Source organism: Actinacidiphila rubida (assembly GCF_900110255.1).
GTDB lineage: Bacteria > Actinomycetota > Actinomycetes > Streptomycetales > Streptomycetaceae > Actinacidiphila > Actinacidiphila rubida.
In genome coordinates, this window is sequence record NZ_FODD01000027.1 from 22,689 (window position 1) to 46,795 (window position 24,107).

The window sequence follows — 24,107 nt, forward strand, 5'->3', positions numbered from 1 at the left end:
CGCAGGAGGATGCTGAACGGATGCGCGTGTTGATGATCGAGGACGACCGCGACCTCGCCGCGTCCCTGTCGTGGGGTCTCAAGGCGGAGGGCTACGTGGTGGACGTGGCGGACAACGGGGTGGACGGGCTGTGGAAGGCCCGCGAGACCACGCCCGACGTGATCATCCTGGACGTCATGCTTCCGGCCATGGACGGGTACGAGGTCTGCCGCACCCTGCGAGGCCAGGGACTGTGGATGCCGATTCTGATGCTCACCGCCATGGACCAGGACCTGGACCACGCCGAAGGGTTGGACAGCGGCGCGGACGGCTACCTGGCCAAACCGTTCTCCTACCCGGTGCTGCTGGCGCACCTGCGGTCCCTGACCCGCCGCGGCCTCGGAGCACGGCCGGCGGTCCTCGCGGCCGCCGGCCTCGTGCTGGACCCCGCCGGCCGCACCGTGACCCGCGACGGGCGAGACCTGGGCCTGACCCCTCGGGAGGTGTCCGTGCTCGAACATCTGCTGCGCCGCAAGGGCCGCGTGGTGTCCAAGTCCGAGCTGCTGGAGCGCTGCTGGGACGTCAACTTCGACGGAGGGCCGTCCGTGGTCGAGGTGCACGTGCACCGACTGCGGCGGAAGATCGAGACGCCCGGCGGACCGCCCGTGATCGAGACGGTCCGCGGCGGCGGCTACGTGGTCCGAGAGGACCTCCCGTGAACGGCCCGCGCACCGGCCGCCGGATCGGGCTGCGCACGGTGCGCACCAGGGTCACCGCCGTCGCGGGGCTCGCCCTGACGATCGCCGTGACCCTGGGCCTGGTGATCCTCTACCTGCTGCAGACGGGGTCCGCCCAGCGGACCGTCGACGACCAGCTGCGGACCTACGCCGCGCAGGTCGCGCAGTCCGGGCAGGGCGGCACGTGGCCCCACCCGCTCCGCGGGTCCGCCCTCGACGCCGACGCGCAGGCCCAGGTGATCGCCTCCGACGGCACCGTCCTCGCGTCGACACCGCCGCTGGCCGGAAAGGGCCCGGTCTACACCCTGCCCGCCGGCGCCGCCGCCCCGCTGCGGCAGCCGGCGGCGGACGCCGCGGTCAGCGGCGAGGCCCGCGCCATCGGGACGCGAGTGGTCGTGCACGGCGCGAGCGTGACGATCATCGCCGTCACCAGCACCGAACTCCTCAGCCAGATCAACGAGACCTTCGCCCGCCTGCTCCTGGTCGGCGTGCCCGGCATCCTCCTGCTGGCCTGCAGCACCGTCTGGCTCGTGGTCGGCCGCGCGCTGCGGCCGGTGGAGGGCATCCGCCGCACCGTGACCGCCATCAGCGCAGCGGACCTGGCACGACGCGTTCCCGACCCCGGCACTCACGACGAGGTGGGCGACCTGGCCCGCACGATGAACGACATGCTCCGCCGGCTCGAGGACTCCGCCGCGCGTCAGCGCAGGTTCGTCGCCGATGCCTCACACGAACTGCGCAGCCCGCTGGCGGTGATCCGTACGACGCTGGAGGTCGGCCTCGCCCACGAGCACGTCGCCCCCTGGCCGGACATCGCCCGGCGGGCCGTGCGCCAGTCACAACGTCTGGAAACGCTGGCCGAGGAACTGCTGGCCCTCGCCCGGGGCGACGACCGGCAGCCTGCCCGGCGGCTTCCCGTGGTCCTCGGCGAACTGGTCGACGACGCACGCACGAGCACACCGGACTTCGGGATCGCCATCACCGTGGAGCCCGCATCAAGCACAGCGGTGGTCATCGGTGCTCCGGACGACCTCAGCCGCCTCCTGCGCAACGTCCTCGGCAACGCCGTCCGGTATGCCCGCCACCGCGTCGTCATCCGCATCACCGAGACCCCGGACGACCGGGTGCGGATCGAGATCGAGGACGACGGACCCGGAGTCCCCGAAGAGGACCGCGAGCGCGTCTTCGACCGATTCGTGCGCCTGGACACCAGCCGTAGCCGCGACGGCGGTTCGAGCGGGCTGGGGCTGTCCATCGCCAGGGCGATCGCGACGCAACACGGCGGGACGGTCATGCTCGACCGGGCGACGGGCGGCGGGGCGCTGGCCGTGGTCACGTTGCCGTGTTCACCCGTCGCAGGGCAGCAGCAGCGTGAAAACGGTGGGGGAGGAGCTGGCCAGGGAGAGCCTGCCGCCGGAGGCCTCGGCCAGGTCCCGGGCCAGTGACAGGCCGATTCCGGCGCCCTCCCCGGTCGTCGCCCCCCGGTCGAACAGTCCGGCCGGCGGGAAGGTCATCCGGCCCTCGTCGGCCACGTCGAACGCGAGCGCGCCACTGGCCTCCCGCACGGTCACGTCCACGCGCCCGCTGCCGTGAACGCGGGCGTTGTCCAGCAGCACGTCGAGGACCTGGCCGACGGCACGGTCGGGCAGCGGCAGGTCCTCCACGCCGGGGACGAGACGTATGGCGAGGCGGCGCTGCTCCTGGGCGAAGACGCCGTGCCAGCGGGTCTCGACGCGATCGAGCAGGACCGCGGCCGGCCGGGTGGCGCCGGCGCCCTTTCCGGCATCGTTCTCCGCCTTGGCCAGGCGCAGGACTTCGTCGATCGTGTGGTGCAGGTGTCCGCTCCGGGCCAGGGCTTCCTCGACCGCCGCGCGCAGGTCGACGTCCGGCGTGGTGAGCGCGGTCTCCAGGCCGAGTTGCAGTCCGGCCAGCGGTGTCCGCAACTGGTGGGACGCGTTCGCGGTGAAGTGCCGCTCGTGTCGCAGGAGACGTGCCAGCTCGGCGACCATGGCGTTCTGGGTGCGGGCCACCTGGTCGATCTCGGCTATGTGGCTGCTCGCCGCGCGGGCGGTCAGGTCGCCGTCGGCGATGTCCTGGCAGACCGAGGCGAGGTTCTCCAACGGCGCAGACAGTGCGCGGGCCTGCCGCCGGGCGACGAGGATCGCGACCGCGAGGGCGAACGCGGACACCCCTGACAGGAGCGCCCAGGCCGCCAGCACGCGGGACCACACGTTCCCGGCGTCGTCGGCTGCCCGCACGACGCCGATGACCTGCTCGTTGCTCGACACGGGGACGGCCACCACGATGTGCCCGCCGGTGTGCTCGCTGACGGCGGCCCGCGAGGCGGCCCGCCGTGTCGCCGCGTCCCCGGTGCGCGGGCCGGCCCCCGCCTGCAGGCGCAAGCCCGCGTCGTACACGCCCACCTGCGTGCCGCCCGGGGGAGCGGGCAGTTCCACCGGGTCGCCGGCGGAGAACTCCGGGCCCACGCGTACCGCGGCGGCCAGGGCGTCACGCTCCAGCCTGCCCCGCTCGTCGTCGAAGGCGGCGGACCGGATCACCACGGCCAGCGGCAGCGCCAGCAGGACGAGCGCCAGCAGGACGGCCGCCACGGCCACGCGCGCCACACGCTGTCTCATGGACCCATCATGCGGGCGCCGCGCGACCGGCCCCCACCGGCCGGCCCCAGGTTTTACCGTCGTCTCACCCACGCTGGTCCTGGCGCTAACCGGCGGGTTCCTAGCGTCTGCGGTATGACCACGCCACGCGAACTCCTCCTGACCTCAGCCGGGTTCGTCCTCGCCGCGGTGATGACGGCCGGCTGCGGCTCCTCGGGCGGCTCGACACACGCCACCAGTAACACCAGCAGCACCAGCGCGACCGCTGCGACCGCCTCCGCGACGAGCGCTACCGCCGACTCCCCGACGAGCGCGTCCGCTCCACCGGCCGCCGAGTCCAACCCGGCCGGCGACATCCCGGACAACCAGGCCTATGTGGCCTTCAGCCCCGCGGGCGGCGGCTTCACCGTCAAGGTCCCCGAGGGATGGGCCCGCACCGACGCCGGAGCGGTGACGACGTTCACCGACAAGCTCAACCGCATCCGGATCGAGGCCCGTTCCGTCGGCGCGGCGCCGACGCCGAGCAATGTGACCGCGACCGTGGTTCCCCAACTGCGGCAGGCCGTCGCGAACTTCACCTCGCCGAAGGTCTCCGCAATCACCCGCGAGGCGGGGCAGGCCGTCCTGCTGACCTACCGTGGCGACGCGGCGGCCGACCCCGTCACGGGCAAGGTCGTCAACGACGCCTTCGAACGCTACGCGTTCCACCAAGCGGGCCGCGAGGTCGACCTCACCTTGTCCGGTCCCGTAGGAGCCGACAACGTCGACCCCTGGCGGATCGTGACCGACTCCCTCGCCTGGCGATGACCGAGACCACCGCCGCCTCCACGGGAGGCCACGCCCTCGACGCACGGGACCTCTACCGGTTCTTCCGAGCCGGCGAGGAGGAGACCCTCGCCCTGCGTGGCGTCAGTGTGCACGTCGCGCGCGGCGAGACCGTCGCCGTCATCGGACCCTCCGGATCGGGCAAGTCCACCCTGCTCGCCTGCCTGGCCGGCCTTGACGAGCCCGCAGGAGGCACCGTCCACATCGCCGGCGAACGCCTCAGCCACCGCCCCGAAAGCGAACGGGCCCGCCTGCGGGCCCGGCGCATCGGGGTCGTGACGCAGTCCGGCAACCTCATCGCGCACCTCAGCGTCCGCGACAACATCCGCCTCGCCCGCAGTGCCGCGCGCGGCAGGAGCACCCAGCCCATGACCGAACTGCTGGACCGTACCGGTCTGGCACACCGCGCCCGCGCCCTGCCCCGGCACCTCTCCGGGGGCGAACTGGCCCGCGCCGGGCTGGCCGTGGCCCTCGCCAACGCCCCCGACGTCCTCTTGGCCGACGAACCCACCGGTGAACTCGACGGCTCGACCGAACGCAGGATCCTCGACCTGCTGCGGGCCCACTGCGACACCTCGCGTGGCGTGCTGCTGGTGACCCACAGCCGGCAGGCCCTGCGGATCGCCGACCGGGTGATCAGCCTGCACGACGGAAGGATCCTCGATGACGAGCGCTGACGTCCTCGTCGACGCCCGCGACGCGGCCCGCACCTACGGTCGTGGCCCCACCACCGTGGTCGCCGTGCACGGCGCCACCCTCCAGGTCAGGGCGGGCGACCGCACCGCCGTCGTCGGCCCCTCCGGATCGGGGAAATCCACATTGCTGCACCTGCTGGCCGGACTGGAACGCCCCAGCGGCGGACAGGTGTCCTGGCCCGCCCTCCCCACCCCGCCCGCGCAGCCGGCACCCACCCGGCAGATCGGCGTCGTGTTCCAGGGCCCCAGCCTGATCCCGGCACTCGACGTGGTCGAGAACACGGCCCTGCCGCTGGTCCTGGCCGGCATGCCCGAAGGCCGGGCGCACCAGCGCGCGCACGCCAGTCTGCACGACCTGGGCATCGCCGGCCTGGCACGACGCCTGCCCGAGGAACTGTCCGGCGGACAGGCCCAGCGCGTAGCGATCGCCCGTGTGCTCACCCAGGCCCCCCGGCTCGTCCTCGCGGACGAGCCGACCGGACAACTCGACCGCGCCACCGCCGACCACGTCGTCGACGTCCTGCTCAGCGCCGTCGACATGCTCGGCGCGGCACTCGTCCTGTCTACGCACGACCCCGCCGTCGCCCAACGTCTCGCCGTCCGGCGGGAGATGCACGAAGGACGGCTCCTGGCACCCCACGGCACCCGAGGACCACAGTCATGATCATCACTTGGGCCGCGGGCCTGATCCGGCGGCGCTCCGGACGGCTCGCGGCCACCGCCCTCGGCATCGCGCTCGCGGTCGCCCTCGCGGCCGCCCTCGGCGCGTTCCTGACCGCGTCGAAGTCGACCATGACCGCGCGGGCCGCCCGATCGACAGCCGTCGACTGGCAGGTGGAGGTCCAATCAGGCGCCGACCCGGCAACGGTGCTGCACACCGTACGCACCTCACCCGGCGTCAAGGCCGCCCTGCCGGTCGGCTTCGCCCGCACCTCCGGGTTCCAGGCACAGGCCGGCGGCTCCCTGCAGAACACCGGACCCGGCGTGGCCCTCGGCATGCCCGACGGATACAGCTCCGCCTTCCCGCAGGAGATCCGCCAACTGACCGGCACTCCCGGAGGTGTCGAACTCGCGCAGCAGACCGCGGCCAACCTTCACGCCGCGCCCGGCGACACCGTCACCATCGCCCTGCCCGGGGCACCCACCGCCCGGGTGAAGGTCGACGGAATCGTCGACCTGCCCCAGGCCGACTCCCTGTTCCAGAAGATCGGAGCACCAGCCCGGACCCAGCCCAGCGCGCCCCCCGACAATGTGATCCTGCTCCCGACGGCCGCCTTCACCCGGCTGACCAAGGCTGCCGGACCGACCACGGTCACCACACAGATCCACGTGGCCCGCAACGCCCGGCTGCCCTCGGACCCGGCAGCCGCCTACACCGTGGTCACCGGTGCCGCCCACAACCTCGAAGTCCGCAGCGCCGGCGGCGCGACGGTGGGCGACAACCTCGGCGCGGCACTCGGCTCGGCCCGTGAGGACGCCCTGTACGCGCAGATCCTCTTTCTCTTCCTCGGCGCCCCCGGCGTGATTCTCGCCGCCCTGCTCACCGCCGCCGTGGCAGGCGCCGGCGCGGACCGGCGACGGGGCGAGCAGACCCTGCTGCGCACCCGCGGCCTGCCGCCGCGCAAGGTCGGCACGCTGGCCGCGCTGGAGGCCCTGCTCGTCGGCACCGCCGGCGGGCTGCTCGGCCTCGGCCTGGCCGCGCTCGCCGGGCGCACCGCGTTCGGTACGGCCTCGTTCGGAGCGACGGCCCCCTCGGCTGCCCTGTGGTCCGGCACCGCCTTCGCCCTCGGCCTCTGCGTGGCGCTGCTGGTCGTCCTGGTACCCGCAGTGCGCGATCTCAGGGCGGCAACCGTCGCCCAGGCACGCCGCAGCGTCGGCCGCCGCGACCGCTCGCCCCTGTGGATGCGCCGCGGCCTGGACATCGTGATGCTCGCCGCGTCGCTGCTGGTCTTCCGCGCCTCCAGCGGCAACAACTACGCGCTGGTCCTCGCCCCCGAAGGCGTCGCCGGCATCTCCGTGTCGTACTGGGCGTTCCTGGGCCCGGCGCTGCTGTGGCTCGGCTCGGCCCTCGTCCTGTGGCGCGTGACCGCGTTCGCCCTCCGCCACGGCAGGGGCCTGTTGACCCGCCTCGCCCGTCCGCTGAGCGGCACGCTCGCCGGTACCGCGGCGGCCGGCATCACCCGCCGGCACCGTCCGTTGGCCCGTTCCGTCGTGCTGTTCGCCCTCGCACTGTCCTTCGCCGTCTCGACCGCCGCGTTCAACGCCACCTACCGGCAACAGGCCGAGGCCGATGCCCAGTTGTCCAATGGCGCGGACGTCACGGTGACCGAGCCGCCAGGTGCCGCGGCCGGCCCCGAGGCCGCGCCCGCGCTGGCAACCGTTGCCGGAGTGCGTCATGTCGAGCCGCTCCAGCACCGGTTCGCGTACGTCGGGTCCGACCTGCAGGACCTGTACGGGGTGCGGCCCACCAGCGTCGGGTCCGTCAGCGCGCTCCAGGACGCGTACTTCGCCGGCGGCACCGCCCACGACCTGATGGCGGCCCTGCAGGCACGGCCCGACTCGCTCCTGGTGAGCGCCGAGACCGTCCACGACTTCCAACTGAACACGGGCGACCTGATCAACCTGCGGCTGCAGGACGCCCGCACCAGGGCCCTGCGCACCGTCCCGTTCCACTTCGCCGGCGTCGTCAAGGAGTTCCCCACCGCCCCCAAGGACAGCTTCCTCGTCGCCAACGCGGCCTACGTCGCCGCGTCGACCGGCAGTGCCGCGGTCGGCGCCTTTCTCCTCGACACCGGCGGCACCCACCAGAAGCAGGTGGGGGACCGCGTGCGGGCCCAGCTCGGCACCGCGGCGACGGTCACCGACATCACCCGCACCCGCAACGCGGTGGGCTCCAGCCTGACCTCCGTCGACCTGGCCGGGCTGACCCGCATCGAGCTGTTCTTCGCGGTCCTGCTCGCCGCCGGTGCCGGCGGCATCGTGCTGGTCCTCGGACTCGCCGAGCGGAGGCGCACCTTCGCGATCGCCACGGTCCTCGGCGCCAGCAGGCGCCAGGTGCGCGGGCTGATGCACAGCGAGGCCGCCGTGACGGCGGCCGGCGGCCTGCTCGGCGGCGCGGTGATCGGCTGGGCGCTTTCGCAGATGCTGGTGAAGGTGCTCACCGGTGTCTTCGACCCGCCGCCCGAAGCCGTCGCCGTGCCCTGGGCCTACCTCGCCCTGACCGGCGGCGTCGCTCTTGCGGCCATCGTCTTCGCGACGCTGGGCAGCGCTCGCGGCTCCACCCGTCCACCCGTCGAGGAGCTGCGCGAACTGTGAGTGCACGTACGCTTCCTGGCATGCCAGCGCACAGCCCCTACGGCCCGGCCGTCACCAGCGTCCTGGTCATCGAGGACGACGAGGTGATCGGCCGCCATCTCCATACCGGGCTGCGGGGAAACGGCTACGCGGCGAACTGGTCCCGCACCGGGGCCAACGGCCTGGCCGAGGCCGCACACCGTCGCCACGACGCGGTCCTGCTGGACCTGGGGCTCCCGGACATCGACGGGATGGATGTCGCCCGGCAGTTGCGGGCCGACCACCCCGACCTGCTGATCGTCATCCTCACGGCGCGCAGCGACGAGATCGACGTCATCGCCGGCCTCGACGCCGGGGCCGACGACTACCTCGTCAAGCCCTTCAGCCTGAGCGTGCTGCTCGCCCGCCTGCGAGCCCACCTCCGCCGCAGGCCGGCCGACGCCCACACCACGCGCCGGCCGATCCAGGTGGGCGATCTCACCGTGGACCCCGCCGCACGCCGCTGCCTGGCGGCCGGCCGTGAAGTCGCCCTGCGCCCCAAAGAATTCGAACTGCTGGCGGCGCTCGCCGGGCAGCCCGGCATCGCGGTCTCCCGCGAGGAGCTGATGGCGCAGGTGTGGGACGCGAACTGGTTCGGACCGACCAAAACCCTCGACGTCACGATGGCCGCCCTGCGTCGGCGCCTGGAGGCAGCGGAAACGAACCCGGAGCAGCCCCGCCTGCCGCACATCGCCACCCTCCGCGGGCACGGCTACCGGCTCGAACCGCCCCCGGACTGACAAGGAAGCCCCCCACGCGGTCCGGCCGACCTCGTGTTCCGCCGCTCTTGATCGCTGATGAACCGTCAACTACAGTGCGTGCGGCCGCGCTTGGGGAAGCGCGGCTTGGGGGGCGCGGAGATCGACGGAATCGGTCGAAGCTCCGTCGACGTGCCCGCACGTCAACTTTCTGGGGGGTTCCATGCGATTGAAGAAGATCACGCTTGCCCTGTCCGCTGGAGTGCTGGCGGGAGCCGCACTGACCGTGCTGCCGGCGACGCAGGCAGTGGCGGACACGGCCACGCCGTCACCGCGCATCCTGCTGGACGAGACGAACCAGCACGTCTACCTCAGCACCGAGGGCCAGAAACCGTACGTCGAGGTCTTCGACCTGGACGGCAACCCGGTCGGCACGATCGACAACCAGCCCAGCGCCACCGGGATGGCCCTGTCGCCCGACAGCCGCACCCTGTACATCGCCCACGCCGAACAGGGTACGATCTCGGCGGTCAGCACCACGACGCTCCAGCAGACCGCGCTGTACCAGACGGACGTCGCCCCCGAGCGTCTGGCGTTCGCGGGCGGCCGTCTGTGGTTCAGCTACCGGGAGATCTACAGCCCGGCCGACTCGGGTATCGGTTCGGTGGACGTGCGGGCGCAGACTCCGACGGTGAGCCGGGAGTGGGAGGGGCTCTGGACGGCCGGGGCTCCCAACGTCCTGGCCGATCCCGCGGACCCGAACAAGCTCGTCGTCACCGGTGACGGCGGCAACGGCGGGCTCGGCGTCTTCGACGTCACCACCTCCACCCCGGTGCTGAAGGAGGAGAACGAGAACTTCAGCACGCTCCTCTACGACGCCGCCGTCACCGCCGACGGCAAGGACGTCGTGATCCCCTTGGGAACCTCGGTGCAGTACTACCGCCTCTCCGATCTGCAGCCCGACGGCCCGCCGCTGACCGTGAGCGACCCCGCGTCGGCGGTGGCGGTCGCCGATGACGGCACCGTCGCGGTCGGAAGCTTCAGTTACTGGTCCGTGCCCTCGGCCGGGGTGTCCGTGCTGGTGCCCGGCGAGTCCGGGCCGCGGCGGACGTACGCTCCGCCGGTCAACGGAAGCGGTCTCGCGTGGTCCACGGACGGCACCCGGCTGTACGCGGCTTCCGGGGGCACTACCACTCAGGGCGAAATCGACCCGGTCCTCAACGTCTTCTACGGCCCCGAACGGGGCGACACCGCGATGGACCTCACGGCCCCGTCCGGAGCCACCTCGGGAACCCCCTTCACCGTGCAGGGTTCGCTGACGTCGGTGGCGCCCTTCGCCGCCGGGCAGAGCGTGCACGTCACGCGCACCGACGCCGCGGATCTCGGAGGGCTGGCGCTGCCGGACGCGATCGTGGCCCCCGACGGCACGTTCTCCTTCACCGACGCAGTCACCGCCGGGGGCGCGGTGTCCTACCAGGTCTCCTACGACGGCGACGCGGGGCACCAGCCTGCGCAGGCGTCGACGTCACTGACCGTCACGGCGGACACGAAGGCGGACACCACGCTGTACCTCGCGTTCGAGGACCGGGCGAAGGTCGGCAGGAAGCTGAAGATGGACGGCAGACTCAGCGCGGTGCAGTCGATCCCCGCGGGCGCGATCGTGACCGTCACCCGCCAAGACGGCAGCGGCCCGGTCCCGGCGCTCATCGGTCGGCGCACGGTAGCCGCCGACGGTACCTTCCAGATCGCGGACGTCCCCGTAGTGGCGGGTCCCGCCGTCTACACCGTCACCTTCTCCGGTGACGACGCGTACAACGGCAGCTCCGTCTCACAAACGGTGCAGGTGGTCGCCTGACGAACTCGTGCACCGCAGGCGATGGCTCCGGCCTCGTCCGAGCTGGGGTTTCCCGTCCAGCTCGGGCGGGCCCGGGCCCGGGCGCGGTGCTCGAGACCGCGGCCGCCACCGGACGGAAGCGCCTCTGGTCGACCGTGGGCGCCCGCGCCGACCGCGAATGACTGGGATCGCGTCGATCAGCGGCATGAGCTGGGTAACGTCGATGCGACCCGGATACCGGAATCGGCTCTCCCGCCGCGGCAGCAGCGGCTCGATCCGCTCCCACAGCACGTCGAGGAGTTGGTCGACGGTCATGGCGCTGGGCGCGACGAAGGTTCCCGCCTCGGTCCGGCTGCGCTCCCTGGTCCGGCCGCCCTACTCGTTGCGGGTGGTGTCCGGGGGGTGGGGGACGCGCAGGGCCAGCATGGCGATGTCGTCCCGCGGGTCGGGGCCGCCGACATGGTCGGCGAGCACTTCCAGCAGGGCGGGCAGCGGAGTGTGCGTGTGCTCGGCGAGGGCGCGGCCGGCTTCGTCGATGCCGTGGTCGAGGTCGGTTCCGCGGTGCTCGACCAGGCCGTCGGTGTAGAGCAGGACCATGCTGCCCGGCGGCAGGACCTGCCGGTGTTCGGTGCGCGGCATGGTGCCCAGCCGGGGATGGACGAGGACGTCGTGCTGGTCCAGGCGGTGCACGGCACCTTCGGGCGTGACCATCAAGGGAGGGGGGTGGCCGGCGTTGGTCCAGGTCAGCTCCCAGGCCCGCTGATCAGTTCCGGGGCAGGGACGCAGGTGTGCGTGGACGAGGGAACCGCTGGCGTCCACGCCCAGATGGGTGTTGGCGCGTTCGAAGGCGCTCACCACGCGTGCGGGTGTCTGGCCGGCCAGGTCGATGTCGGCCTGCCTGAGCATGCTGCGGGCCTGTCCCATGAGGGTGGCGGCGTGCATGTCGTGACCGGTGATGTCCCCCACCGAGATCGCCACGGTGCCGGCGGTGGCGGCGCCCTCGCCCTGACGCACCGGTGCGGGCAGCAGGTACGCGTCGTACCAGTCGCCGCCCACCAGGTCGCCCTGCGCGGCCGGCCGGTACAGCGCTGCCAGCTCCAGGCCCGGGACGACGGGGAGGTCGGTGAGCATCGCCTCCTGCATCTGCCGGGCTACTTTCACCCGGTTGTCGACGAACAGGGCCCGCTCGATGGCCCGGGCGGTGTAGCCGGCCAGGGACGCCAGCAGCGCCTGCTCCACGACGTCGATCTCGTGTGGCTGGTCCCAGCCCAGGACGAGCACACCCAAAGGGGCGAGAGCGCCCGGCAGCGGCACGCACACCGCGGTGTGAAGTCCCAACCTGCGGAAGGCGGCCAGCGCCTCGGGAGAGTAGTTCCGGGCCAGGTCCGCATCACCCTGGACGGTGACAGTCCGGTTCTCCCGCGCGGCCCGCGCCGTCGGCCATGCGTCGTCCAGCCCGTACCGCTCGTAGACGTGCTCGACGTCGATGTGCTCCGTGGTGGTCACGATCCTGCGCAGCCGGTCGCCCTCGGCCAGGACCAGCCCGATGTAGCTCGGCTTGAGGTCGCCCGTGACCAGGTCCTGCACCCCTTGACGCACCTCGACCAAACCGGTGGTGTCGGCCAGCGCGTCCGCCGCCCGCAGCAGCAACTGTGAGCGGTCCAGAGCGGTGCGATACCGTGCCGCCGTGTCGTCCGCGCGGGCCCGGGCCTCGGCCATGTCGGAGGCGACGGCCTCCCGATGGCGCGAGGCGATCCGCAGCCGCAACTCGGCGCTGCACGCCGCCGCCAGATCCTGGAGCAGGCCCAGCTCCCGGTCCGTCCAGTGCCGGCGTCGGGTGTCGATCGCACACAGCGACCCCAGCACGTGCCCGTCGCCGTCGGTCAGCGGCATCCCCGCGTAACCGACCACACCGAGATCAGGGATGGCCAGACTGTCGCAGGTGAGCGTGTCCTCCCGCGCCTCCGCCAGCACCAGCGGCCGGCCGGACGCCACGACGTGCCGGCACAGCGAATGCGTCAGCGGAGTCTGACGCCGCTCCGCCCAGGGCTCGCCCAGGCCGACCATGCCCGGATAGACCTGCCGGGAGGACTCCACCAGCGACACCAACGCCACCGGAACGCCCAGCACCGCGGCCACCAGGCGAGCGAACCGGTCCATCCCCGCGTCCGCCGCCGCGGACAGTCCCGTCTCCCGCAGCGCCCCGAGCCGCCCGTGTGCCCGCTCCGATTCGGGCCCATCGGCTGAACCCGCCACTGTGCGCTCCCGAAGCTGACGCCGGTGACGTCAAATACCTTGAATGTCCGGCAACGATAACGCAGGACATCGGCCACGTCGGTCGGTTCGGGCAGCGTCCGCGACCCTTCCTGTCCGGCAGTCGCTTCCGTCAGCTGAGGGTTCGTCGGTCAGCCGGTCAGCCGGTCAGCCGGTCAGCCGGTGAGCCGCGCCGACGCGAGGCCGAGCGTGGCGTGTGCTCAGGAGGCGTTGGCCGGAAGAGCGGAGGGTCACCCGGCCGCCGCTGTTCGGCGGCTGCGGCGGCCGGGTGACGGGCCTCGGTCAGCGGGTTGCCGCCGCCAGGAGCGTGGTGATCTCCGCGGCGGACGCCGGGCCGGCGGGCTGGTCGAAGATCGGCTGGGTGGGGTCCTGTGCGTACGGCGGGCCGTAGACGGGGGTGCCCGGCTGGAAGCGCCAGCCCTCGGCGAGCGGGCCTGCGTCCACCGCGTCGTAGCCGAGGATGTCGAGGAGTTCGGTGGCCTTGCGCTTGGCGTCCTGGTCGTCGCCGGCGATCGGGAGGGCGGTGCGGTCGGCGGCGCCGGCGGGACGGGGCAGGGCCGCGAGGTGCTTGAAGAAGATGTTGTTGAACACCTTCACCACGTGCGCTCCGGCCAGGTGGCCCTGGAGCAGTTCGCTGTCCGTCTTCTCCTTGGAGTCGAGCTCGGCGATCTGCCCGTCGCGGGCGGGGTAGTAGTTGCCGGTGTCGAGGACGGTCTTGCCGACCAGTGGCTCGACCGGAACCTGGTGGTACGCCTTCACCGGGATCGTCACGACCACCCAGTCGCCTGCGGCCGCCGCCTCCGCCGGCGAGGCCGCACGGGCCCGGGGCCCGAGCTCTGCGACGAGGTCGGCCAGCGTCTCCGGTCCGCGCGAGTTGCTGAGCACCACGTCCAGGCCCGCGTCGACCGCGAGCCGGGCCAGGGTGCCGCCGATGGATCCACTGCCGATGAGTCCAAGAGTTGCCATGCTGGTCGCAACTTCGCCGACCTGCGATCTGTTCCGCGGTGCCGCCGTCCGGGTGATCCCGAGTCGCCCGGACGGGGAGGGGACCCGGCCGCTGCCGGGCGGGCGTCGTGAACCGCGGGGCCGGCTCGGCGACGAGCCCGGCGCCCCGGTCCGGGGTGCGGCGACGCGGCGCCGGCGCACCCGGTACCAGGGGTTCAACGGCCCGTGGCGAAGGGGACCGTCAGCGGTGCTCGGGGTTCTCGGCGTCCCGGTGACAGCCGGCGTCCCACGTCGTGCGCTGATTGCCGTAGGCCGGGATTCCGCCGGCGTCCTTGAGCATGCGGGCCAGGTGGAGGAGGTTCCAGGTCATGAAGGTGGTGTTGCGGTTGGTGAATTCGTTGTCGGGGCCGCCCGAGTCGGGGTCGAGGTAAGAGGGTCCCGGACCGGCCGCACCGATCCATCCGGCGTCGGCCTGCGGCGGGATGACGTATCCGAGGTGCTGGAGGCTGTACAGGACGTTCATGGCGCAGTGCTTGATGCCGTCCTCGTTGCCGGTGATCAGGCAGCCGCCGACCCGCCCGTAGTAGGCGTACTGGCCGGCGTCGTTCAGGAGACTGGAACAGGCGTAGAGGCGTTCGATCACGCGTTTGGTGACCGAGCCGTTGTCGCCGAGCCAGATGGGGCCGGCCACGACCAGGATGTCCGCCGCCATGACCTGCTCGAACAGCGCGGGCCAGGCGTCGCTGGGCCAGCCGTGTTCGGTCATGTCCGGCCAGACACCGGTGGCGATGTCCAGGTCGACGGCCCGGACGACGTCGACGGTGACGCCCTGTTCGCGCATGATGCCGGCGCTGCGGTCGATCAGGCCCTGGGTGTGGCTGCGCTCGGGCCCCCTCTTGAGCGTGCAGTTGAAGTACAGAGCTCGCAGGTCGCTGTAGCGGGCCGGTGGGGCGTCGGAGCCGGCGGGCGTGGTCGACACGGGATCTCCCTTGAAGAGTCGGAGCGCGGACGGACCTCCGGTCATCCTGGGTGACGGGCGCGCGCCGTCCGCCTCGGTCACGCGGCGCGAAGTCCGACATTCACCCGGGTGGCCGCGTGCGGCGCCGCCCAGCTCGCGCCAATGTGCCGGGCCTGTCGAACGGTGCTGCGGCGGGCCGTGGTTGGGCGTCCCCCAGCTCGGCTGCGAGACCGTCGCCAGGTTGTCGGCGGGAGCGGCCCGACATGGTCCGCCACCCGAACTGCGACGGAGCAGGCGTGCCGGCCGCCCCGGAGCGAGCGCCCAGTAGCGAAATGGGTGTGCGGACCCATCTGTCGCTCTGCCAGGATGACCGGCCATGACCGCAGCGCGAGCTGTCGCCCTCTTCGACCGGGTGGCGTCGGTATATGACGAGGTACTGCCGTTCTTCACCGGGTTCGGCCAACAGCACATGGAGTGGCTTGCTCCGGTGCGTGGGACCCGTGTCCTCGACCTGGGCGCCGGGCGCGGCGCCCTGACCGCCGCCGCGCTCGCCCGCGGCTGCCAGGTGACAGCGGTGGACTGCGCCCCTGGCATGATCGAGCGGATCTCGACCCAGCACCCGCGGGTTCACGAAGCGCGCGTGATGGACGCTCACCAACTGGACTTCCCCGACGGCTCCTTCGACCTGGTCTGTGCGGGATTCGTCGTCCACCTGCTCGATGATCCGGCTGCGGCAGCCCAGCAGATCCGTCGAGTCCTCACTCCCGGTGGGGTGTTCTCCTTCTCCGTCCCCGGCGGGGTCGAGGACGCGCGTGAGTGGGAGTTCTACGGTGCCCTCTTCTGCGAGTTCCAGCCCCTGATACCCGTCGGCGAAGGACGGCTCAGTCGGCCCTTGGACGGGGAGCAGTTCCTCGCCACGGCGGGGTTCACCAGCGTCAGTGAGAGCGCCATCGAGCAGCGTCTTCCCGTCCGCGATGCCGACACGTTCTGGAACTGGGGGCTCTCGCACGGCTCCCGCGCCTTCATCGACGCCCTTCCGGCGGATGCCCGGACCGAGTTCGAAGCCCGAGTACGAGCAGAGCTGTCGACCATGGACCCGATCGTGTTCGCCGCCGGCGCCCACCTCTGGCGCGGCACCTCACCAGCTTGACCTCGCGCTGACGCCACCGAGCAGCGGGCCGCCGGCTGCCCCGTGGTCCACCGCACCCTTCCGGTGCGGCGCGGTTTGCCGGCAGGCCACGGCGGTGCCGCTGCTTAGGAAGCTTAGGAAGCTTAGGAAGCTCAGGGAACTCGGGGAGCTCAATGGGCTCAGGGCGCGAAGTGCTTCCAGTGCCCCTCGGAGACGACCTCGACGGCGCCGTCGACGACCGTGAGCGCGGTCTGGTCGTCGATCGCGTAGGCGGGTGCCGACAGTCTCGCGGCCCACTTCTCCGCATCGGCCATGGTGTTCGCTGGCAGGGCCTCGTGGTCCAGGTGCGGGAACATCGAGAAGTCGACCACGCCGAGCGTGGCGTCGCCGCCCGTGGACGGCCGCCACTCCACGAACTCCTCGCCGACGCGGGGGCCCAGCACCATGCTTCCGGCGCTCACCCCGACGTAGACGGTGTCGTCGAGGGAGGGGAACAGGTCCGCGAGGCCGGACTGCCGCATCCAGTACGCCAGATACAGGGGGTCGCCGCCGCCGACGAGCAGGGCGTCCGCGGCCCGGACGTGGGAAACCCACAGCTCCGGGTCCACGCTGGGGAGCGCGGTGAGCTCCAGCACCCCCATCGACTTCCAGCCCAGTTCCGTCAGGGGCGTGCTGGCCCGTCCGCTGATCTGCCGCCAGGCCGCCGCGGGCCCACCCGGCATGGCGTGGGTCGCGGTGGGCACGCACAGGGCGTCGGCCTCGGCGAGGGGCTTGCCGAGCAGGTCCACGAGGGCGTCGTGGAGGGTGGCGTTCTTGATGCCGGCGGAGGTGAGGAGGAGCCTCATCGTGCCTGCCTTTCGTCGGTGTCCTGCCCGGCGCGGCGCGCCGCGTCCTCGCCTCGAAAACCGAACACCATTGCGAACGCCCCGTCAAGGTCCGATGCGCCTCGCCGAGACCGGGCCGACGACCGGACGCACGTGAGCGGCCCGCTCGCATCACGGTACGACCTCAGTGGTCCAGCGCGGCCACGAGTGCCTCGGACAGGGTCACGGGAGGGCGGCCGATCAGGCGGTGCAAGTGGCCGGAGTCGGTGTACATCTCGCCGCGGTTCATGCCGAGGTCGGCGTCGGCGAGGACCTCCGCCAGCTCGGCGGGTAGGCCCGCGGCGGCCAGTACCTGGGCGAAGTCGGTCACCGGGAGGTCGGCGTAGGTGACCTGCCGTCCGGCCGCGGCGGAGATCGCGGCGGCGAGCTCGGTGAGGGTGAAGGACGCGTCGCCGCCGAGCTCGTACACGGCGCCGGTGTGGCCTTCGGTGGTGAGGACGACCGCCGCGGCCTCGGCGTAGTCGGCGCGGGACGCGGCGCTGATCCGGCCCTCGCCCGCGGCGCCGACGACCGCGCCGTTCCGCAGGATCTGCGGCAGCTGGCTGGTGTAGTTCTCCAGGTACCAGCCGTTGCGCAGGAGCACGCTGGGGATTCCGCGGTCCCGCAGATACTCCTCGGTCTCGCCGTGCGTGGCGCCGATGACGGTGGTGGCCGTGTCCGCGTGCGTCGTGCTCGTGTACGCCACGAGCGACACGCCCGCGGACGCCGCGGCGTCGATGACGCGGCGGTGGTGGGCGACCCGCTCGCCCACGGGGACCGAGGCGGAGATCAGCAGCAGCCGGTCCGCCCCCCTGAACGCCTCGGCCAGGCTGCCGGTATCCGCGAAGTCGACGCGGCGTACCGTGACGCCTCGGTCGGCCAGGTCCTTGACCCTGGCGATGTCGCGGCCGGTCGCGATGATGTCCGCGGCCGGGATCCCGCGCCGCAGCAGTGCCTCGACGGTGAGTCTGCCCAACTGGCCGGTGGCTCCGGTGACGACGATCGGCATGATGGTCGTTCCTTCCTTCCGCGCGTGCCTCGCACGCCTGCCACGGTCCGTCCGCGGCGGGATGGAAAACAGAATGACCTGCACACTCTCTCTTGGGGAGTAGCCACTTCTTGGTAGGGTACTTACCCCACCGATAGCATCGAGGTGAGCCGTGTGGCTGCTGTCGAGAACGTGACGGGGCCCATGCCGTCATTCGATCCGTACGAGCGCGGCTGCCCGTCGCGGGACCTGCTCGACCAGATCGGCAGCAAGTGGGCGGTCCTCGTGCTGGGCGAACTCGGCCGGAACGGGACGTCCCGGTTCGGCCGGCTCCGGCAGGCGCTGGCGGGTGTGAGCGAGAAGATGCTCACCCAGACGTTGCGCACCCTTGAACGCGACGGGCTGGTCAGCCGGACCGTCTACCCAGAGGTGCCGCCGCACGTGGAGTACGAGCTGACCGCGCTCGGCCAGACGCTGCGGGAACCGCTGAAGGCGCTCACCGAGTGGTCCGTGCTGCACGTCGAGGACGTCATCACCGCCCGCGCCGCGTACGACGACCGCAACTGAGCGCACCGGGTGATCGGCGGCCTGCGGTCCGGTCATGGACGGCCGCCCCGACGAGACCGGGGCCGCTGGGTCAGATCGGGTCGCCGTCCGAAGCCGGGGCACCGAGCCATCGCCCGAACCACGCACGGGTGCGCCGGAGTACGTCGATCCGGTGGGTGCGCTCCATGATCAGGTGTCCCTCGCGGGGGTAGACGACGAACTCGTGCGCGACGCCGAACCGGCACAGCGCGCGGTGGAAGTACGTCGCCTGCCCGAGGGGAACGTTCGTGTCGTCCTGGCCGTGCAGGATCAGCACCGGGGTGGTGACCTTCGAGGCGAACGAGACCGGGCTGCGCCGGTCGTGGAGGTGCGGGCCGGGCCCCTCCCAGCCGACGCTGCCGCCGAGTCCCGATTCCAGGACTCCCTCCTCGCCTGTGGCTGCCTGCATGCCCCAGTCGGTGACCCCGGCGCCCACCAGCGCGGCCTTGAACCGGTCGGTCTGGCCCACCGCCCAGGCGGCCATGAAGCCGCCGTGGCTCCAGCCGTCGATTCCGAGCCGGTCCGGGTCGGCGACCCCGTCGGCGACCAGCAGGTCGATCCCGGTGAGGATGTCGGTCCATTCCTCGAGGCCGACCCTGCCCGCGACGGCCGCCGCGAACGCGTGGCCGTGTCCCTGACCGCCCCGTGGATTGGGCAGGAAGACCGCGTATCCCGCGGTCGCAAGCCACTGGGCCGAGAACCACGTGGTGTTCAAGTCGTCGCGGTACCGGTCGTAGGGGCCGCCGTGCACCAGGGTGATGAGCGGGAACGGGCCGTCCTGCCGGCTCCTGTCGACCGGCAGGATCAGCAGCCCGTCCAGGTCCAGGCCGTCGCCGGCCTTGTAGGAGAGGCGCTCCTGGGTGCCCCATCTGACCCGGCGCAGATCCGGTCCGGTGTCGCTGAGCCGGACCAGCGGACCGCCGGGAGGCCCGCAGTGCACGTCCCCCGGCTCGTAGGCCGTGCTCGCCAGCGCGGCGACGGCCTCACCCGAACTGCTGGCGGTCAGCGCATCGACCCGGCCGTCGCGCGTGAACACCCGCACGAAGCGCCGGACTTCGGGGTCGAGCCGGTAGATCGCGGTGTCGAGTCCGTCGGCGAACAGCGCCAACGGTGTCCCGTTCCCGACCTGCACCAGCTCGGTCGGGCAGACGTCCATGCCCGCGGTCAGGTTGCGATGCTCCTCCGGAGCGGCACCCGGTTCGGGCAGGGCGACGTCGAAGACGGCGAGTCCGCCGACCAGACCAGGAGGGGTCACCGCCAGGTAGGCCACCCGCCAGACATCGCGGACGCTCCACCAGATCGGTGAGTTCGCCAGCAGCCCCGTCCGACCCAGATCGAGGAGCGCCCCGGTCGCGGGATCGATCACGTGCAACTCGGCGGTGAACACGCCGGGATCGAACTGCGGGCAGGACCAGCTGACGACCGCCAGGGGGCCACCGTCCGGTCGCTGGACCACCTCGACGACGTGCCGGTCGCCGAGCTCCGCCAGCACCCGCAGCTCGCGCGTACCCAGGTGCAGGAGGCGCAACCGGCCGGGGGCGGCCCCCGCTCCCCATACGATCGCGTCGTCGCGCGCGGCCTGCCGCCGCTCGTCCTGCTCGCTCGGCTCATCCGCGGCGATCACGGCGACCAGCTCGCCGCCCGCGAGCGGCCAGTGGTCCACGATCCCGCCCCGCCAGGCCGTCAGGGCCTCGCACCGGCTGCCGTCGAGTCCGACGCGGTGCAGTTGCCCGTCGGACCGGAAGAAGAGCGACGCCGAGTCCGGCGCCCACCTCGGAACACCCTCGCACGCCGTACCGCGGGCCGCCTCACGCGGAGGTGAGCCCCCATCGGCGGCGGCGACCCACAGTGCGCTGACCGGGTCCGGACCCCGACCGGCCGAGGCCACCACATAGGCGACCCAGGCGCCGTCCGGGGAGATCACCGGGCATCGCGGCTCGGCGCTGTCCACGAGGAGTTCCGCCGTCAACTCCACTACGCCCTCACTCATATGACACGCCCACCACCCATTCCGCGACCCCGACCCAGGACACCCGCACATCCTGGGCCTTCAACGTGTCACCTGTCGCGGCGCTTTACGGATGCACTGCGGCAGCACTCTGACGCCCCACGGGGCGTGCGGCGTCCTGCCGGTGGCGGCCGCTGGGGGCGCTCGGGACCGGCCAAGCTCTGAAGTGCATCAAGTCCCGTGACACCGCCCACCGTCGGATCGATCCTTGAGAACCGGCAGGTCGACATTGGGGGGCGCGATGATTTCCACCGCACCAGCGATCATCTGGATCGTCGGGTTGCTCGTCGTCGTTGCGGCAGTAGGCATCGCGAGGAGGCTGGCACGCGGGCTCGGGCGCCGCGCCTGGCCAGGTCGGTCCTTCGGCGACAGGAACGACGTCGACGTATCCGCCACGGCCTTCCCCGTCGGCGACGCCGGTCACCACGATCACCATCACCGTAGCCACGGTTCCAGTTGGCACACCGGACACCACGGCGGCTTCGGTCACGGTGGCGGCCATCACGGCGGCTTCGACGGCGGCGGCCACCACGGCTGACGGCGCCACAATCGCGAAGGCCGACGAAGCCAGGGCGGGAGAGGCCTTGCTGATTCCCTTCGCTCATGGGACGTCCGTCCGTCCAGGTAGCCGGACGGGTGGTCCGAACCGGACGGGCACCCCGGGCGCGTACAGGACGCTGACCGGATGGTCCAGCGGCTCGGCGAGTCCGGCCGCCCCGACCACGGAGGCGTTCCAGCCCAGCAACTCGCAGTCGAGGAACGTCCATGCCGGATGGGTGTTGGGCAGGTAATACGTGCGTCCCCTGACGCTTTCGTGCAAGCCCCAGCGCTGAGTGAGGAAGTCGTCCATCGGCCGTGTGCGGGCGGGTTTGCCGCCGACCTCCATCCAGGCGCTCCCTCCCGCGCGGCTGCCGTCGCGGCGTCCGCGGGACCGGTACACGAGCCTGTTGTCGTGCCACCGTCGCGATGCGTGCGACCAGCGATACGGCAAGCCGAAGCCGGCCCGCGCGGCGAGCACGGGCAGCAGCCGGTCGCAGTCCAGGGAACGGAACACCACCGCCCGCCTCCCGAGCGCGTCCCTGCTGTACAGCCGTACATTGACCTCCGTGAAGGCACCGACGTAGGGCAGCGGTGGTGCGTGCCCGAACGCGAGGTTCCGCATGGCGAAGAAGACCAGGCCCACGAACGTCCGGCCGTGGAAGAGGTCGGGGTAGGTCCCGGAAGGAAGCAACCGGGCGACCTCGTAGGGATCGGCTTCCCAGTGCAGGAAGACGACGTCATGCCATGACTGGCGGAAGAGCACATGGCTGAGGGCGAGCGGGGAGTTCCGGGCCGTCGCCTCAGCCGGCCCGGTGTGGCGGCTCGGGCACTCAGCCATGAGGCGAGTTCTCGGTCACGGCTCGCTGCGCGACGCCGTATTCGGGCAGGCTTGCGTTCAGCACGCTCATGGCGACTCTTCGCATTTCCTGAGTGAATCCGCCGGATAGGGCGGCACCTCGGCCTCTGGCACCGCCTCGCCTTGCGTGCGGTGCCGGCAACGGAGGGTTCGTTCGTCCCTGCGGCCGAGCAGCCCGGGCCAACGGCTCATGTGGCGAGTGTCCGCCGGCGCGCGCCGGCTCCGCCAGTTGCATCGTTCACGCATCGATTCCGCTTGAGGACCGCGAAATGCGGGACGAAGGCCTCGCCGTCCGTGCGGGCTGTCATACCTGTCTCATCGACAGCCCTGTTCCGAGGCGGTGTGCAAGGTGGAGCAGGTCCGCCAGGCGCAGTACTCGTCCGTCGAATCCTGGGAGGGGGACATGCAGCGGCTGTGTCCAGTGGGCGGGGATCGCAGCCAGCCCGTAGTACGCCCCTGCGAGGCCGCCGGTCACCGCGGCGACGGTGTCCGTGTCACCGCCGAGGTCGATGGCCGCGCGTATCGCGTCTTCGAAGCTGGTGGTGGTGCGCAGGGCCCAGACGGCGGAGCCCAGGCAGGGCCAGACGGCACCGTTGAACTCCGTCGCCTGATCGGGGTGCCAGTCGGGCGCGAGGACGGTGGAGTAGCGGTCGCGGTGGTCGGGGTGGACAAGCGCCAGGACGTCCGGGAGCGCGGTGAGGGGGTCGGTGTCCTCGAGCGCGACGCGGATGAGTTCGTGGAAGATCGCGGTACCTTCCCAGGCCGCGCGGTCGCCGTGGGTGAGGGCGGCGATGCGGCGGGCCGCGTCCATGGTGGCCTGCCGGCCGGCGGCCGCGAAGTGGACCGCGGAGGTCGATGCCCGCATCAAGGAGCCGTTTCCCGCTGCTCGCTGGTTGAGCTGGAAGTGCATGGCGGCGGCGAGGTCCCAGGGCATGCCGTTGGTCAGGACGTCTTCGGTCTGCAGGCCGATGTCCTTCGGTTCTGATGCTGCCCACCGCTGGAAGCGGGTGAAGACGTCCGGGAGATCGAGTCCGCCCCGCTCCAGCAGGGACTCCGCGACCAGGACGGCCATCTGCGTGTCGTCGGTGGCCTCGCCGGGGTCCCAGCCACCGCCTCCGCTCATCTCGCCACCGGCACCTGGTGCGGGAAACCGCGCGGAGAACGCTCCTGGGGGACCGAACTCGAAGGGGCCGCCCAGAGCGTCACCCACCGCTGAGCCGACGATCGCGCCGGCGGCCCGCTGAACCCGCTGAACCCGCTTCATCCGCGCAGGTTATCCGCGTTGCGCGACGGCCGCGCGGGCACCAACGCCGTTTCGCCCTACTCGGTGCCGGCCGTCCCCGGGCGTCGAACTTCCAGGATGACGGCCGTTCCGGCGACGGATCTGTCCTCGTGCATCGTGATCACTTGTCCGGGCTCAAGGTGCTGCCACTGCGAGGGGTCGAGAGGAGCGAGCCGTACCGAGGATTGCCCTCCGGGCCCCAGGAAGGGCATGAACTCCACCCAGAGCCGGGCGACGTCGAGGGCGGGTTCGCCGGTCGAGGTGCGATGTCCGATGCTCCACATCGGTCGCAGAACTCCTGCACCGTCGAAGGGGACTTGCCGTCGGGCTTCGGAGGCCGGCCGCAGCGTGAGGTCGGCTCGGATGATGCCGTTTCGGGTCTCGTAGCAGCGCCAGTGGCACCAGGCCGCACTCCGCTCCCACCGCATCTGCTCAGCCGCGGTGGCCAGGGTCTCCCAGAAGCTGACCGGGAGCGAGCGGACGTCGCCGAGTTCCTCCAGCAGTTGGAGGGCCACCTCCCACTCGTCGGCCCTGAGGTAATCCCAGACGTCCCGCACCGTGATGTCGTTCTCCGTGGCGGTCTCCTCGGGGACGAGCAGAGTCGCGGCTTCGAGCAGCTTGGGAACGTCCATCCCCTGATTCTGGACCAAGGGCTCCTGACGTCCTCAGCTGTCGCCGTCCTTGACGCCCCCTCGCAGGCCCCAGTCGTCCAGGCCGGAACAGACCAACGCAGCACGGCGGACCCGCGGAAAGGCGAAGGCTTCGGCCTCCCCTGAACGGATCGCTGCACCGCCTCCGCGGCGCCGGGCTCATCGACGCCCGGCACCTGCGTGCCTCGTCCCGGGCGGCAACGCCGGCGGTGTGCGCCTCCGGTGCAGGCGGGCGCGCGACCCTGGTGTCTGACGGCCAGTCATGGACGTTGCCCCAAAGGCCTCTTCGGCGAGACGCCTTGCCGGGCGCGGG

Annotated in this window: 21 protein-coding genes and 1 pseudogene; 11 read left to right on the plus strand and 11 right to left on the minus strand. The window is 72.0% G+C overall.

The window, feature by feature from the left end:
- Positions 1-20 precede the first annotated feature (20 nt).
- A complete protein-coding gene (locus BMW99_RS25355) occupies positions 21-698 on the plus strand; it encodes a response regulator transcription factor (protein ID WP_069465065.1) in 678 nt (225 codons plus the stop codon).
- Positions 695-2,161 (plus strand): sensor histidine kinase, encoded by a 1,467-nt coding sequence (locus tag BMW99_RS25360; RefSeq protein ID WP_069465064.1) that lies wholly within the window; start codon positions 695-697, stop codon positions 2,159-2,161. The genes BMW99_RS25355 and BMW99_RS25360 overlap by 4 nt, the downstream gene beginning before the upstream one ends.
- Here BMW99_RS25360 and BMW99_RS25365 read toward each other — a convergent pair.
- A complete protein-coding gene (locus tag BMW99_RS25365; RefSeq protein WP_069465063.1) occupies positions 2,063-3,352 on the minus strand; it encodes a sensor histidine kinase in 1,290 nt (429 codons plus the stop codon). The genes BMW99_RS25360 and BMW99_RS25365 overlap by 99 nt on opposite strands.
- Positions 3,353-3,466: 114 nt before the next feature.
- Here BMW99_RS25365 and BMW99_RS25370 point away from each other — a divergent pair, with 114 nt between their 5' ends.
- The 6 genes from BMW99_RS25370 to BMW99_RS25395 all read left to right on the plus strand — a co-directional run bounded on the left by BMW99_RS25370 (position 3,467) and on the right by BMW99_RS25395 (position 10,737).
- Positions 3,467-4,138 (plus strand): hypothetical protein, encoded by a 672-nt coding sequence (locus tag BMW99_RS25370; protein ID WP_069465062.1) that lies wholly within the window; start codon positions 3,467-3,469, stop codon positions 4,136-4,138.
- Complete coding sequence (locus BMW99_RS25375) at positions 4,135-4,833, plus strand: ABC transporter ATP-binding protein (protein ID WP_069465061.1); 699 nt, start codon at positions 4,135-4,137, stop codon at positions 4,831-4,833. The genes BMW99_RS25370 and BMW99_RS25375 overlap by 4 nt, the downstream gene beginning before the upstream one ends.
- The gene (locus BMW99_RS25380; RefSeq protein ID WP_075017609.1) at positions 4,820-5,515 is read left to right on the plus strand and encodes an ABC transporter ATP-binding protein; all 696 of its coding nucleotides are present in this window, start codon (positions 4,820-4,822) and stop codon (positions 5,513-5,515) included. Before BMW99_RS25375 ends, BMW99_RS25380 begins: the two co-directional genes overlap by 14 nt.
- Positions 5,512-8,166 (plus strand): ABC transporter permease, encoded by a 2,655-nt coding sequence (locus BMW99_RS25385; RefSeq protein WP_075017610.1) that lies wholly within the window; start codon positions 5,512-5,514, stop codon positions 8,164-8,166. Before BMW99_RS25380 ends, BMW99_RS25385 begins: the two co-directional genes overlap by 4 nt.
- Before the next feature lie 20 nt (positions 8,167-8,186).
- On the plus strand, positions 8,187-8,924 hold the full coding sequence (locus BMW99_RS25390) for a response regulator transcription factor (RefSeq protein ID WP_075017611.1): 738 nt from the start codon (positions 8,187-8,189) through the stop codon (positions 8,922-8,924).
- Positions 8,925-9,105: 181 nt separating this feature from the next.
- On the plus strand, positions 9,106-10,737 hold the full coding sequence (locus tag BMW99_RS25395) for a YncE family protein (protein WP_141726112.1): 1,632 nt from the start codon (positions 9,106-9,108) through the stop codon (positions 10,735-10,737).
- Between the two features lie 65 nt (positions 10,738-10,802).
- Here BMW99_RS25395 and BMW99_RS43145 read toward each other — a convergent pair.
- The 4 genes and pseudogenes from BMW99_RS43145 to BMW99_RS25410 all read right to left on the minus strand — a co-directional run.
- Positions 10,803-10,944 (minus strand): annotated as a pseudogene (locus BMW99_RS43145) (IS5/IS1182 family transposase); the annotation flags it as partial.
- Positions 10,945-11,091: 147 nt separating this feature from the next.
- Positions 11,092-12,876, minus strand: coding sequence for a SpoIIE family protein phosphatase (locus tag BMW99_RS25400; protein WP_107451550.1), 1,785 nt, complete (start codon positions 12,874-12,876; stop codon positions 11,092-11,094).
- Between the two features lie 396 nt (positions 12,877-13,272).
- Positions 13,273-13,956, minus strand: a complete 684-nt coding sequence (locus tag BMW99_RS25405; protein ID WP_069463370.1) for an NADPH-dependent F420 reductase — start codon at positions 13,954-13,956, stop codon at positions 13,273-13,275.
- A 220-nt stretch (positions 13,957-14,176) separates the two neighbouring features.
- Positions 14,177-14,914 (minus strand): flavodoxin family protein, encoded by a 738-nt coding sequence (locus tag BMW99_RS25410; protein ID WP_069463371.1) that lies wholly within the window; start codon positions 14,912-14,914, stop codon positions 14,177-14,179.
- Positions 14,915-15,269: 355 nt separating this feature from the next.
- On the opposite strand from BMW99_RS25410, the gene BMW99_RS25415 reads away from it, so the two are divergent.
- Entirely contained in the window at positions 15,270-16,043 is a 774-nt protein-coding gene (locus tag BMW99_RS25415; protein ID WP_069463372.1) for a class I SAM-dependent methyltransferase, read from the plus strand.
- Between the two features lie 158 nt (positions 16,044-16,201).
- Here the strand turns inward: BMW99_RS25415 and BMW99_RS25420 are convergent, their stop codons facing one another.
- Positions 16,202-16,867 carry a Type 1 glutamine amidotransferase-like domain-containing protein gene (locus BMW99_RS25420; RefSeq protein ID WP_069463373.1) on the minus strand — a complete coding sequence of 222 codons (666 nt, stop codon included), beginning with the start codon at positions 16,865-16,867 and terminating at the stop codon, positions 16,202-16,204.
- 163 nt (positions 16,868-17,030) lie between these two features.
- Positions 17,031-17,894, minus strand: coding sequence for an SDR family oxidoreductase (locus BMW99_RS25425; protein ID WP_069463374.1), 864 nt, complete (start codon positions 17,892-17,894; stop codon positions 17,031-17,033).
- A 153-nt stretch (positions 17,895-18,047) separates the two neighbouring features.
- Between BMW99_RS25425 and BMW99_RS25430 the strand changes: the two genes are divergently transcribed.
- Complete coding sequence (locus tag BMW99_RS25430; protein ID WP_107451552.1) at positions 18,048-18,440, plus strand: winged helix-turn-helix transcriptional regulator; 393 nt, start codon at positions 18,048-18,050, stop codon at positions 18,438-18,440.
- Positions 18,441-18,510: 70 nt separating this feature from the next.
- On the opposite strand, the gene BMW99_RS25435 is transcribed toward BMW99_RS25430, so the two are convergent.
- A complete protein-coding gene (locus tag BMW99_RS25435) occupies positions 18,511-20,448 on the minus strand; it encodes a S9 family peptidase (protein WP_069463376.1) in 1,938 nt (645 codons plus the stop codon).
- A 259-nt stretch (positions 20,449-20,707) separates the two neighbouring features.
- Here BMW99_RS25435 and BMW99_RS40845 point away from each other — a divergent pair, with 259 nt between their 5' ends.
- Positions 20,708-21,004 (plus strand): hypothetical protein, encoded by a 297-nt coding sequence (locus BMW99_RS40845; RefSeq protein ID WP_079138380.1) that lies wholly within the window; start codon positions 20,708-20,710, stop codon positions 21,002-21,004.
- A gap of 63 nt (positions 21,005-21,067) precedes the next feature.
- Here BMW99_RS40845 and BMW99_RS25440 read toward each other — a convergent pair whose 3' ends face one another.
- The 3 genes from BMW99_RS25440 to BMW99_RS25450 all read right to left on the minus strand — a co-directional run bounded on the left by BMW99_RS25440 (position 21,068) and on the right by BMW99_RS25450 (position 23,776).
- On the minus strand, positions 21,068-21,844 hold the full coding sequence (locus BMW99_RS25440; RefSeq protein ID WP_079138381.1) for a YqjF family protein: 777 nt from the start codon (positions 21,842-21,844) through the stop codon (positions 21,068-21,070).
- 322 nt (positions 21,845-22,166) lie between these two features.
- The gene (locus BMW99_RS25445; RefSeq protein WP_075017612.1) at positions 22,167-23,126 is read right to left on the minus strand and encodes an ADP-ribosylglycohydrolase family protein; all 960 of its coding nucleotides are present in this window, start codon (positions 23,124-23,126) and stop codon (positions 22,167-22,169) included.
- 56 nt (positions 23,127-23,182) lie between these two features.
- Positions 23,183-23,776: a hypothetical protein gene (locus BMW99_RS25450; protein WP_069463379.1), complete on the minus strand. Its 594-nt coding sequence runs from the start codon at positions 23,774-23,776 to the stop codon at positions 23,183-23,185.
- Positions 23,777-24,107: the final 331 nt, after the last annotated feature.

Excerpts from the sequence above, each read along its gene's own strand:
- BMW99_RS25420 (WP_069463373.1), bottom strand. The coding sequence starts at position 16,867 with ATGAGGCTCCTCCTCACCTCCGCCGGCATCAAGAACGCCACCCTCCAC.
- BMW99_RS25415 (WP_069463372.1), top strand. The coding sequence starts at position 15,270 with ATGACCGCAGCGCGAGCTGTCGCCCTCTTCGACCGGGTGGCGTCGGTA.
- BMW99_RS25390 (WP_075017611.1), top strand. The coding sequence starts at position 8,187 with ATGCCAGCGCACAGCCCCTACGGCCCGGCCGTCACCAGCGTCCTGGTC.
- BMW99_RS25365 (WP_069465063.1), bottom strand. The coding sequence starts at position 3,352 with ATGAGACAGCGTGTGGCGCGCGTGGCCGTGGCGGCCGTCCTGCTGGCG.
- BMW99_RS25355 (WP_069465065.1), top strand. The coding sequence starts at position 21 with ATGCGCGTGTTGATGATCGAGGACGACCGCGACCTCGCCGCGTCCCTG.
- BMW99_RS25405 (WP_069463370.1), bottom strand. The coding sequence starts at position 13,956 with ATGGCAACTCTTGGACTCATCGGCAGTGGATCCATCGGCGGCACCCTG.
- BMW99_RS25400 (WP_107451550.1), bottom strand. The coding sequence starts at position 12,876 with ATGGACCGGTTCGCTCGCCTGGTGGCCGCGGTGCTGGGCGTTCCGGTG.
- BMW99_RS40845 (WP_079138380.1), top strand. The coding sequence starts at position 20,708 with ATGATTTCCACCGCACCAGCGATCATCTGGATCGTCGGGTTGCTCGTC.
- BMW99_RS25385 (WP_075017610.1), top strand. The coding sequence starts at position 5,512 with ATGATCATCACTTGGGCCGCGGGCCTGATCCGGCGGCGCTCCGGACGG.
- BMW99_RS25435 (WP_069463376.1), bottom strand. The coding sequence starts at position 20,448 with ATGAGTGAGGGCGTAGTGGAGTTGACGGCGGAACTCCTCGTGGACAGC.
- BMW99_RS25425 (WP_069463374.1), bottom strand. The coding sequence starts at position 17,894 with ATGCCGATCGTCGTCACCGGAGCCACCGGCCAGTTGGGCAGACTCACC.
- BMW99_RS25395 (WP_141726112.1), top strand. The coding sequence starts at position 9,106 with ATGCGATTGAAGAAGATCACGCTTGCCCTGTCCGCTGGAGTGCTGGCG.
- BMW99_RS25380 (WP_075017609.1), top strand. The coding sequence starts at position 4,820 with ATGACGAGCGCTGACGTCCTCGTCGACGCCCGCGACGCGGCCCGCACC.
- BMW99_RS25445 (WP_075017612.1), bottom strand. The coding sequence starts at position 23,126 with ATGAAGCGGGTTCAGCGGGTTCAGCGGGCCGCCGGCGCGATCGTCGGC.
- BMW99_RS25375 (WP_069465061.1), top strand. The coding sequence starts at position 4,135 with ATGACCGAGACCACCGCCGCCTCCACGGGAGGCCACGCCCTCGACGCA.
- BMW99_RS25440 (WP_079138381.1), bottom strand. The coding sequence starts at position 21,844 with ATGGCTGAGTGCCCGAGCCGCCACACCGGGCCGGCTGAGGCGACGGCC.
- BMW99_RS25370 (WP_069465062.1), top strand. The coding sequence starts at position 3,467 with ATGACCACGCCACGCGAACTCCTCCTGACCTCAGCCGGGTTCGTCCTC.
- BMW99_RS25450 (WP_069463379.1), bottom strand. The coding sequence starts at position 23,776 with ATGGACGTTCCCAAGCTGCTCGAAGCCGCGACTCTGCTCGTCCCCGAG.